This window comes from Massilia sp. CFBP9026 (assembly GCF_034045165.1).
In the GTDB taxonomy this organism is placed as follows: Bacteria; Pseudomonadota; Gammaproteobacteria; order Burkholderiales; family Burkholderiaceae_D; genus Telluria; species Telluria arenae.
This window is the reverse complement of record NZ_JAXCWH010000002.1, coordinates 688,471-699,262: the sequence shown is the minus strand read 5'-3', so window position 1 is coordinate 699,262 and position 10,792 is coordinate 688,471. Positions and strand designations below refer to the sequence as shown.

Sequence of the window (10,792 nt, the reverse complement as noted above, 5' to 3'; positions counted from 1 at the left end):
CTCACCAGTTCCTGAAGCGCTTCGGCGGATCGTACAGGCCGCCGGATGCGCGCACCAGGCCCTTCATGTTCTTGGCGGCCAGCAGGTCGCGGGTCGCCATCCGTTTGTCGATGCCAAGGTCTTCGGGGCGCTGGACAATGCCGCGGTCGCGCAGGTTCTCGACCATGCGCTTGTCGCGCGCCATGCCCACCGGCGTGTAGCCGGCCACGCCGCGGATCGCCTGCTCGCGCTCTTCCTCGGAGCGGCACAGCAGCAGGTTGGCGATGCCCTCTTCGGTCAGGATGTGGGTCACGTCGTCGCCATAGATCATCACCGGCGGGATCGCCATATTCGCCTGCTCGGCCAACTGCCATGCGTCGAGTTTTTCGACAAACGCCGGCGCCATGTGCTCGCGGAAGGTCTCGACCATCTGCACCACCAGCTTCTGCCCGCGCGGGATCACATTGCGGCCCGCGCGCGCCTGCTCGCCCGCCTTGAGCCAGGCCTTGCTCGGGTGCCGCCGGCCGCGCGCATCGGCGCCCATATTCGGCGCGCCGCCGAAACCGGCGATGCGGCCCAGGGTCGCGGTCGACGAATTGCCCTGCAAGTCGATCTGCAGGGTCGAGCCGATGAACATATCGCAGGCATAGTGGCCCGCCGCCTGCGAGAACGCGCGGTTGCTGCGCATCGAGCCGTCCGGCCCGACGAAGAACACGTCCGGCCGCGCACTGATGTATTTTTCCATGCCCAGTTCTGAGCCGAAGGAATGCACCGACGCCACGAAGCCGGCTTCGATCGCCGGGATCAGGGCCGGATGGGGATTGAGCGCCCAGTGGCGCGCGATCTTCCCTTTCAGCCCGAGGCTGGCGGCATAGGTCGGCAGCAGCAGCTCGATGGCGGCGGTGTCGAAGCCAATGCCGTGGTTCAGGCGCTCGATCTCGTACTCGGCGTAGATGCCCTTGATCGCCATCATCGCCATCAAGACCTGGATCTCGGAGATCTGGGCCGGATCGCGTGTAAATAGCGGCTCGATGTAGTACGGGGTTGGCGACTGCACCACGTAGCCGACCCAGTCGCCCGGGATGTCCACGCGCGGCAGCTTGTCGACGATCTGGTTGACCTGGGCGATCACGATGCCGCTCTTGAAGGCGGTCGCCTCGGCGATGGCCGGCGTGTCCTCGGTGTTCGGGCCGGTGTACAGATTGCCCTCGCGGTCGGCCATCTCGGCCGCCACCAGCGCCACGCGCGGCGTGAGGTCGATGAAGTAGCGCGCGAACAATTCCAGGTAAGTGTGGATCGCGCCGATATTGAGCTTGCCGGCTTGCGCCAGCTTGGCCAGGCGGCCGGCCTGCGGGCCGGAGAACGAGAAGTCCAGCTTGGAGGCGATCCCCTTGTCGAACACGTCCAGGTGCTCGGGCAGCGACAGCACCGACAGCAGCATGTGCAGGTCATGCACGCGGCTGGTGTCGACTTTCGTGAGCGCCTTGCCCAGGAAATCGGCCTGCTTCTGGTTATTCCCCTCCAGGCAGACCCGGTCGCCCGGCTCCAGCACGGCATTGAGCAGGTCGACGATGTGCGCGGCCTGGACGATCTTGCCGTCCAGCGCCCCGCCGAGCGCCGCCTGGACTCGTGCCAGGCGATCGCCGCGGTTGCGTTGCTGGGTAGTCCAGCGGCCTTCACTGTGAGTCATGAGATTTCCTATTTTTTGCGACTTTAGAACACCACGAACAGCACCCACAGCACGACCGGCGCCACCAGGGTCACGATACCGCCATAGATCATCAGCTGTCGCAGGAAGACGTCGCGGTCGATGCCCTGGGCGCTGGCCAGCACGAGCGCACCGTTGGTCGAGAACGGGCTGACGTCGACGATGGTCGATGCGACCGCCATGGCGGCGATGAAGCCGATCGGGTCGACGCCGGTGCCCGAGGCCAGGAACGGCACCGCCAGCGGGATCAGGGAGCCCAGCACCGCGGTCGAGGAAGCGAAGGCCGAGACAACCGCACCGACGAAAAGCAGCAGCAAGGCCACGGTCAGCGGCGAAGCCAGGCTGGCGGCGCTGTCGCCGACCCAGGTGATGGTGCCCATCTTCTGCATCACGCCGACATAGGTCGACACGCCGACGATCAGCATGATCTCTGGCCACGACACCTGGCCGATGGCGCGCTTCTGCACCTGCGGCGACAGGATCGAGATCAGCAGGCCGATAGTGATGGCGACGAATCCGATGTCGAGCTTGTACAGCAGGGTCAGGACGGCCAGCGCGACCAGGCCGGCCACGGTGAACATCTGGTGGAAGGTCGGGCCTTCGTTCAGGTCAACCGCGGCGTGGCCGGCGGCGCTACCCGAGCCGGTGGCGCCTACCGCGCCGACGGCGGCGCTCGAACGCTCCTTGGTCAGGCGTTCTTCGCTCGCCGATTCGTTCTCGGCATCGCCATAGATTTGCGGGCCCTGGGCCGCCACCGCCACCGGGGGACCGAAAGGCGAAACCGGCAGGCCCTTGCCCGAGCGCTCGGCCTTCGGCACTTGCTGGCGCATCAGCTTGGCGCCGCCGAACACGAAGAACAGCAGCACCGACACCGCCAGGTTGACGCCCAGGCTGGTGAAGGCAGTGGTCAGTGGCGAGATCGGCAGCCCCGCCTCCATCACGACCTTGTTCGTGATACCGCCATAGATGCTGATCGGCGAGAAGCCGCCGCCCTGGGCGCCGTGGATCACCAAGAGGCCCATCATGAGAGGATTGATCTTGTACTTGGCCGCGAAGCCGAGCGCGATCGGTGCGATGATCGCCACCGCCGCCGGGCTGACCGCGCCCACCGAGGTGAGCAAGGCGGTGATGAAGAACATCACCCACGGGATGGCCGCGATGCGCCCGCCGACGGCGCGCACCGCGAGCCGCACCAGCCAGTCGATGGTGCCGTTGTTCTGGGCCTGGGCGAACAGGAAGGTGATGCCGACCAGGGTCAGGAATAGTTCGGCCGGGTAGCCGGACATGATGGTCTTGGTTTCCATGCCGGCGACCAGGGTGCCGACGAGGAAGGCGCCGACGAAGGCGATGACACCCATATTGATGGGCATGGCGGTGGCGACGATGAACATCAGCGCCAGCACGCAAATTGCAATGACATGAGAGGACACGGCAAGGCTCCTTCGAGGTGCGGGCCGGCTCCAACCGGGTGACCGCGGGTGGTACGTCTCCAATACATGATCCCGTATGGGTCATGCTCTTAGTTATGCTCTTGGTAAGCTGTTTGTGCTGCCAAGTTAGCCGCGATTGGATCGGAGATCAATTACGCTCGGTCGGCAACGTTTACTGTCAGCGAAACTGTCGACCTGAAGGCGCGCCTGGATGCTGCGCTGCGGTATCAGGCCGTACGGTGCTTGAGCATGCGGCATACGGCCGCCAGCGCCAGCAGATTGGGGTCGCGTTCGCGCACCCGCAAGAAGCTCAGGCCGATGGTCTGCTGCATGTGGTAGTCGGCTTTCAGGGGGATCAGCTGCACCTTGTCGCCGAAGGCATTGCGCACCCGGCCCGGCAGCAAGGTGTAGCCGATGCCGGCCGCCACCAGGTTCATCAGCGAGAAGATGTCGCCCACGCGGGTGACGATGGTCGGCGCGTAGCCGGCGATGCGGAAGGCTTCCTGGAAGCCCGTAAGGGTCACGAAGCCATCCTTCAGGCATACGAATTTCTCGGCTGCGCAGGCGCGCAGGTCGACTTCCTTCATATTCGCGTAGGGCGAGCCGGCCGGCGCGGCGAAGAACACCTCATCCTCGAACAGCGGGATCGATTCAATCTCGGGGTCGGGATCGGGCATCCCCATCAGCGCCGCGTCGATCGCGTTCTGCTTCAGTTTATGCAGCAGCTCTGCGTTCGAACCCAGCACCAGCTCGGTCTCGATTTCCTGTTTGCGCAACTTGATGCCGATGATGACCTCGGGGATCGCTCCCGTCGTCAATGAATACAGCGAGCCAATCCTGAGATGGTCGGCCGAATAGCCGGCCGCCGAACGCGTGGCGGCGATACCGTCAGCCATCAGCTTGACCACTTCGCGACTGACCTCGGCCAGCACCTGGGCCGCCTCGTTCGGGATCAGGTTGCGGCCCTGGAGGCTGAACAGCTGGCAGCTCATGCCCTCCTCGAGCGAATGCAGCGCGCGGTGCACGCTCACCGCGCTGATGTCGAGCATGCGCGCGGCGGCGTTCAGGTTGCCGCCTTCCATATAGGCCAGCAAGATCTCGAGTTTGCGGAAGGTGATGTCGTCGCTGATCTGGCTGCGCATGGTTGCCTTTACAAATGTGAACCGTGCGAGGATACCGCGCTCTTCAATTTGGCGCCAATGCAGGCTGCATGCCATCCTGGACGAACAGGCCGGGAGAGCTGTCGGCATACTCGCGCAGCACATCCCACACCACCTTCACGCGGCGCAGGCGATACAGGTCGGTCGGCGCCGCCAGCCAGAACGAGCGCTCGGCCGAAAAGCCCGGCAGCACCGGCACCAGCCGGCCATCGTCCGGCACCGCATAGGGCGGCGCCATCATGAGGCCCATGCCCAGCGACGCCGCCTCGATCTGCGCCGTCATGCCCGAGCAGCACATGCGCCGGCGCGGCGTGAAACCCAGCTCGTTCAGGTACGACAGTTCGCGGCTGGCCAGGCGGTCCTGCACGTAGTCGACGAAGTCGTGGCGCGCCAGGTCGGCCTGGGTGCGGATCGTCGGATGCCGCGCCAGGTAGGCGGGCGACGCGTACAAATAAAAGCGGAACGAGGCCAGGCGCGTCACCACGTAGCGGCCGGTGGTGGGCGGATCGAGCATCACGCCCAGATCGGCCTCGCGGTTGGCCAGGTTGGCAAAGCGCGGCAGCGCCAGCAAGTCGATCTGCAGGTCCGGGTGCTGGTCGAGCAGGCCAACCAGCAGCGGCGCCACGACCTTCACGCCGAATACTTCCGGCACCCCGAGCCGCACCACGCCGTGGGCCGCCACTTCGGCCCCGCCGATCTGCTCGGCCGCCGCCAGCGCCGCCCCTTCCATCGCCTCGGCGTGCGGCAGCAGGGCCAGGCCGACCTCGGTCAGCTCATAACCTTCGCGCGAGCGGTCGAACAGGGTCGCGCCGAGCTGGGTCTCGAGCCGGTCGATGCGGCGCGCGACGGTCGTGTGCTCGACGTCGAGGCGGCGCGAGGCGCCGGACAGGGTGCCGGCGCGGGCCAGCTCCAAGAAGAAACGCAGATCAGTCCACTCCGGGAGCGTATTCATGAGATCGCTTGTCAGATATCAAGATGACACATTGTGCACTCGTGCACATTCCCTCTGCAAGCAATTTACCGACGATGTCTGCAGTGCCACAGAAATGGTGCGATGCGGCATCTGTCCCTAGGAAAGCTCACAACGAAGGCCAGCAAGCGGGCTGTGCATTCGTGCACAACGGGGTGGGCGATTGTTGACTATTCAACCAAACCCGACCTTGGCACACTGCTTGGCATGCGCTCGATCGCACGCATGCTCGATTGCATGCCATACCAAAAATGAGGAGACTAGAATGCGTCTGACCAGGAAGAAGATGAAGCTGCTGAACCAGTCCGCCGCCGCCCTGCTGGTGCTGTCCGGCGGATCGGTCGGGATGGCCCAGGCCCAGGATGCCGGAGCCGCGCCGGTGGCTTCTGCCGAGGAAAACGTCTCGAAGGTGGTCGTCACCGCGCGCCGGCGCGAAGAGACCCTGCAGGACGTCCCGGTCTCGGTCACCGCGTTCAGCGCCGACCAGCTGTCCAAGCAGGCCGTGCCCGACGTGACCGCCCTGGCCCTGGCGCTGCCGAACACCACCCTCAAGGCTTCGCGCGCCACCAACAGCACGCTGACCGCCTTCATCCGCGGCGTCGGTCAGGCCGACCCGCTGGCCGGCTTCGAATCCGGCGTCGGCATCTATATCGACGACATCTACCTGGCCCGCCCGCAAGCCGCGGTGGCCGACATCTACGACGTCGAACGCATCGAGGTGCTGCGCGGCCCGCAGGGCACGCTGTACGGCCGCAACACCATCGGCGGCGCCGTCAAGTATGTCACCCGCAAACTCGGGCCGCAGCGCGACGTGCGGGTGCGCGCCACCGTCGGCGAATACGGCCAGAAGGAAGCCGTGATCACCGCCAGCACGCCGCTCACCGACACCGCCCGCGTGGGCGCCACCGTCGCCCGCTTCAAGCGCGACGGCTTCGGCGACAACCTGTTTACCGGCAAGGGCAACTACGACAAGGACGTTACCGCCGGCCGCGTCTCGGCCGAGTTCACGCCCAACCAGGACCTGTTCATCCGCCTGGCCGGCGACTTCACGCAAGACGACTCCAATCCCAAGAACGGCCATCGCCTGATCGTCGGCCGCACCAGCGGGGCGCCGATCCTGCCGGACGTGTTCGACACCCAGGGCAACCTGACCAAGGCCCTCGGCCACGACCAGGAAGTGCGCGCCTACGGCGGCTCGGCCACCATCGAATACATGCTCAACAGCGAGTGGAGCGTCAAGTCGATCACCGCCGCCCGCCGCGACAAATCGTATGCGCCGATCGACTTCGACGCCCTGCCGGTGGTCGACATGGAAGTGCCGGCGCTGTACACCAACCGCCAGTTCAGCCAGGAGCTGCAGGTTACCTACAACGGCCCGCGCCTGCAGGGCGTGGCCGGCGTCTACTACATGGACGCCAACGCCTTCAACAAGTTCGACACTATCCTGGCCGGCGCCGTGCCGACGTCCACCTACACCATGGGCGACATCGACACCAAGGCTTGGGCCGCCTACTTCGACGGCAGCTACAACCTCACGGATACCGTGAGCCTGTCGCTGGGCGGGCGCTACACGGTCGACAAGCGCGAAGCCGACGTGCTGCGCCAGATCTACTTCGGCCTGGCCGGCACGCCCGACATGGGTAACCCGGGCGCGATCCTGTTCCGCACCGACACCGACCTGCGTAACGGCCTGCTGGAGCGCGAAGACAAGAAATTCACGCCGCGCGTGGCCATCAACTGGAAGATGAACCCTGCCCATAACATCTACGCCTCGTATTCCGAAGGCTTCAAGGGCGGCGGCTTCGATCCGCGCCTGAACGTGGTCGGCACCCGCATCCCGCTCGACGTCGCCCGCGCCGGCTATGCGCCCGAGACCATCGAGACCTATGAGCTGGGCCTCAAGTCGGCCTTCAACGGCGGGCGCATCACCACCAACGCCGCCCTGTTCTACAGCGACTACCAGGACGTGCAGATTCCCGGCTCGATCGCGGTCGACACCAACGGCGACGGCCGCGACGACAGCTTCGCCGGCGTGACCACCAATGCCGGCAAGGCCGAGATCAAGGGCGCCGAGCTGGAAGCGATCGCCAACATCACGCCCAACTTCATGATCGCCGGCATGTACAGCTATATCGACGCCAAGTACAAGGAATACATCGTGGCGGGCGTGAACGTGGCCGACCAGCGCATCTTCCAGAACACGCCGAAGAACTCGGCCAACCTGCGCGCCAACTACGACATTCCGCTGCCGCTCATGGGCCACAACGGCCGCATCTCGCTGATCGGCAGCTATTCGTACAAGGGCGCCACCGCCCAGTTCGAGACGCCGTCGATCCTCGACCAGGAGTCGTACAAGATCTGGGACGCGTCGATCGTCTGGACCCGCACCGACGGCAAGGTACGCGCCGGCCTGCACGGCAAGAACCTGGGTGACGAGCACTACAAGACCGCCGGCTACCTGTTCCCGACCCTGGGCAACGAAGGCACGCTCACCGCCTTCTACGGCAACCCGCGCACGGTCTCCGCCACCCTGGAGCTGCGCTTCTAAGAGCTGGCACCTGAACGTCGTCCCCGCGAAAGCGGGGACCCAATTTATTCACCAACGTCGCAAACGTCAGAAAAACCGAACACTGAACAGGAACCGCCGCGTGCCAACCAGCTCCCCCATCACCTACACCAGCAGCGACGGCCTCGCCCTCTACGCACGCGATTACCACGGCGCCGGCGGCCCCGCACGCCTGCCCGTGATCTGCATCCATGGCCTCACCCGCAACTCGCTCGACTTCGACGAACTGGCCCCGCAGGTAGCGGGCCTGGGACGCCGCGTGCTGGCGGTCGACGTGCGCGGCCGCGGCCACTCGGCGCGCGACCCGAACCCGGCCAACTACACGCCGTTGGTGTACGCCGCCGACGTGGTGGCCCTGATGCATGCGCTGGGCATTGCGCGCGCCGTCTTCATCGGCACCTCGATGGGCGGCCTGATCACGATGACGCTGGCCGCCCAGCGCCTCGACCTGGTGGCCGGCGCGGTGCTGAACGACATCGGCCCGGTGCTGTCCCCGCGCGGCCTGGAGCGGATCGCCGGCTACGTCGGCAAGCCGGCCACCTTCGCCAGCTGGGACGAGGCGGTCTGCCATGTACGCGACATCAATGCCTGTGCCTTCCCCGCCAATCCGGACACCGAGTGGGACAAGTGGGCCCAGCGCGCCTTCGAACAACGCGACGATGGTCTGTTGTGCGCCCGCTACGATCCCGGTATCGCCCACAGCCTGCAAAACGGTAGACTTCCTCCAACCTCGCTGGCCTTGCGCATGGCCTTCCGGCGCCTGACGCGGCATCGCCCCACCCTGATGATCCGGGGCGCGCTGTCCGACCTGGTCGAAGCAGAACAGGCGGCCTGGATGCGCAAGGCGGCCCCCAGCCTGGCCTATACCGAAGTGCCGAACGTCGGCCATGCGCCGATGCTCACCGAACCGGAAGCCTTCGAGGCGATCGGCGCTTTCCTGGCGCGGATCCCTTAAATAAAACAAGGAGACACATATGCAGCATCTGATCAAACCCCTCGCCCTCTCCCTGGCCCTGGCCTTTGCCGCCGGCGCCGCTCCCGGCGCGCTGGCCCAGGGCAAGGATTTCAAGGTCGCCCTCATCGCCGGCAAGACCGGCATCATGGAATCGTATGCGCGCGAGACCGAGGCCGGCTTCATGCTCGGCCTCGAATACCTGACCAAGGGCACCATGGCCATCAACGGCCGCAAGATCAAGGTGATCGTCAAGGACGACCAGAGCAAGCCAGACCTGGGACGCACCTTGCTGGCCGAGGCCTATGGCGACGACCGGGTCGACATCGCCGTCGGCACCACGTCATCCGGCTCGGCGCTGGCGATGCTGCCGGTGGCCAAGGAATACAAGAAGGTCCTGATCATCGAACCGGCGGTGGCCGACGCCATCACCGGCGACAAGTGGAACAAGTACATCTTCCGCACCGCGCGCAGCTCGATGCAGGATGCATTGGCCGCCGCCAGCACCCTGAAGGGCGGCAGCATCGGCTTCCTGACCCAGGACTACGCCTTCGGGCGCGACGCGATCAAGGCCGGCAAGGAGGCGCTGGCCGCGACCGGCAGCAGCGCCAAGGTGGTCCATGAAGAGTACGCGCCGCTGGCGACGACCGACTTCACCGCGTCCTCGCAGCGCCTGTTCGACGCCTTGAAGGACAAGCCGCAGCCGCGCATCCTGCAGATCGTCTGGGCCGGCCCCAATCCGATGAACAAGATCGCCGACCTCAGGCCGGAACGCCATGGCATCGTGCTTTCCCCGGGCGGCAACATCCTGCCGGTGATGAAGACCTGGAAGAACTTCGCCGGCACCCAGGGCACGATCTATTATTACTACGACTTCCCGAAGAACAAGATGAACGACTGGTTCGTCGCGGAACACACCAAACGCTTCAAGGCCCCGCCCGACATGTTCACCGCCGGCGGCATGGCGGCGGCGGGCGCGGTGGTGGCGGCGCTCTCCAAGGTCCCGGACGGCAATGGCGACAAGATGGTGGCGGCGATGGAGGGCATGAGCTTCGAGACCCCGAAAGGATTGATGACGTTCCGCAAGGAAGACCACCAGGCGATCCAGCCGATGTACCACTTCCGCATCAAGAAGGATCAGAAGAGCGAATGGGACTTGCTGGAGCTGGTGCGCGAAATCCCGGCCAGCGAGATGCCGCTGCCGGTGAAGAACAAACGCTGACATGACGGCGCCCCCTACTCTTGACCCGCGCCAGCCGGCGCTGTCGACCCGCGACCTGACCATCCGTTTCGGCGGCCACGTCGCGGTCAACGCGGTGACGGCGGACTTCTACCCCGGCACCCTGACCGTGATCGTCGGCCCCAACGGCGCCGGCAAGACCACGTATTTCAACCTGGTCTCGGGCCAGTTGGCGGCCACGAGCGGCAAGGTCGCGCTGCACGGGCGCGACATCACGCGCGATGGCGCGGCCAGGCGCACGCGCCTGGGCATCGGCCGCGCCTTCCAGCTCACGAACCTGTTCCCGCACCTGACCGTGGTCGAGAACGTGCGCCTGGCGGTGCAGAGCCGCGCCGGCATGGGCCTGAATTTCTTCTCGATCTGGTCGAGCCACAAGGAGCTGGTCGCACGCGCCGAGCACTACCTGGAACGCGTTGCCCTGATGGCCCGGCGCGATATGTTCGTAGGCGCCCTGTCGCACGGCGACCAGCGCAAGCTCGAAGTGGCGATCCTGCTGGCGCTCGAGCCCTCGGTGATGATGTTCGACGAACCCACAGCCGGCATGAGCGTGGATGAGGTGCCGGTGGTGCTCGACCTGATCCGCCAGGTGAAGCAGGAACGCGACAAGACGGTGCTGCTGGTCGAGCACAAGATGGACGTGGTGCGCCAGCTGGCCGACCGCATCGTCGTGCTGCACAACGGCACACTGGTGGCGGACGGCGATCCGCGCGAAGTGATGCAATCGAAGATCGTACAGGAAGCCTATCTTGGAACACCCGAACCCCACCCCGAACCCGAACACGCGTAG

General features: G+C 65.7%; 8 protein-coding genes. 4 read left to right on the top strand and 4 right to left on the bottom strand.

Features of this window, described 5'->3' with window-relative positions; translation table 11 throughout:
• Position 1 precedes the first annotated feature (1 nt).
• The 4 genes from mdcA to SOM28_RS07410 form a co-directional block, all read right to left on the bottom strand.
• Positions 2–1,669: a malonate decarboxylase subunit alpha gene (gene mdcA, locus SOM28_RS07425; protein ID WP_320467711.1), complete on the bottom strand. Its 1,668-nt coding sequence runs from the start codon at positions 1,667–1,669 to the stop codon at positions 2–4.
• A gap of 23 nt (positions 1,670–1,692) precedes the next feature.
• A complete protein-coding gene (locus tag SOM28_RS07420; RefSeq protein ID WP_123071044.1) occupies positions 1,693–3,117 on the bottom strand; it encodes an SLC13 family permease in 1,425 nt (474 codons plus the stop codon).
• A gap of 227 nt (positions 3,118–3,344) precedes the next feature.
• Positions 3,345–4,259: a LysR family transcriptional regulator gene (locus SOM28_RS07415; protein ID WP_123071043.1), complete on the bottom strand. Its 915-nt coding sequence runs from the start codon at positions 4,257–4,259 to the stop codon at positions 3,345–3,347.
• A gap of 43 nt (positions 4,260–4,302) precedes the next feature.
• The gene (locus tag SOM28_RS07410; RefSeq protein ID WP_123071042.1) at positions 4,303–5,229 is read right to left on the bottom strand and encodes a LysR family transcriptional regulator; all 927 of its coding nucleotides are present in this window, start codon (positions 5,227–5,229) and stop codon (positions 4,303–4,305) included.
• Between the two features lie 283 nt (positions 5,230–5,512).
• On the opposite strand from SOM28_RS07410, the gene SOM28_RS07405 reads away from it, so the two are divergent.
• The 4 genes from SOM28_RS07405 (at position 5,513) to SOM28_RS07390 (ending at position 10,792) form a co-directional block, all read left to right on the top strand.
• Positions 5,513–7,795, top strand: coding sequence for a TonB-dependent receptor (locus tag SOM28_RS07405; protein ID WP_123071041.1), 2,283 nt, complete (start codon positions 5,513–5,515; stop codon positions 7,793–7,795).
• A 100-nt stretch (positions 7,796–7,895) separates the two neighbouring features.
• Positions 7,896–8,768 carry an alpha/beta fold hydrolase gene (locus SOM28_RS07400; protein WP_320467710.1) on the top strand — a complete coding sequence of 291 codons (873 nt, stop codon included), beginning with the start codon at positions 7,896–7,898 and terminating at the stop codon, positions 8,766–8,768.
• A gap of 19 nt (positions 8,769–8,787) precedes the next feature.
• Positions 8,788–9,987, top strand: a complete 1,200-nt coding sequence (locus SOM28_RS07395; RefSeq protein WP_183407507.1) for a substrate-binding domain-containing protein — start codon at positions 8,788–8,790, stop codon at positions 9,985–9,987.
• 1 nt (position 9,988) lies between these two features.
• Entirely contained in the window at positions 9,989–10,792 is an 804-nt protein-coding gene (locus SOM28_RS07390; RefSeq protein ID WP_123071039.1) for an ABC transporter ATP-binding protein, read from the top strand.

What these genes read in the sequence shown, in the direction of transcription:
- SOM28_RS07405 (WP_123071041.1), top strand. Translation starts at nt 5,513, where the DNA reads ATGCGTCTGACCAGGAAGAAGATGAAGCTGCTGAACCAGTCCGCCGCC.
- SOM28_RS07410 (WP_123071042.1), bottom strand. Translation starts at nt 5,229, where the DNA reads ATGAATACGCTCCCGGAGTGGACTGATCTGCGTTTCTTCTTGGAGCTG.
- SOM28_RS07395 (WP_183407507.1), top strand. Translation starts at nt 8,788, where the DNA reads ATGCAGCATCTGATCAAACCCCTCGCCCTCTCCCTGGCCCTGGCCTTT.
- SOM28_RS07415 (WP_123071043.1), bottom strand. Translation starts at nt 4,259, where the DNA reads ATGCGCAGCCAGATCAGCGACGACATCACCTTCCGCAAACTCGAGATC.
- SOM28_RS07390 (WP_123071039.1), top strand. Translation starts at nt 9,989, where the DNA reads ATGACGGCGCCCCCTACTCTTGACCCGCGCCAGCCGGCGCTGTCGACC.
- mdcA (WP_320467711.1), bottom strand. Translation starts at nt 1,669, where the DNA reads ATGACTCACAGTGAAGGCCGCTGGACTACCCAGCAACGCAACCGCGGC.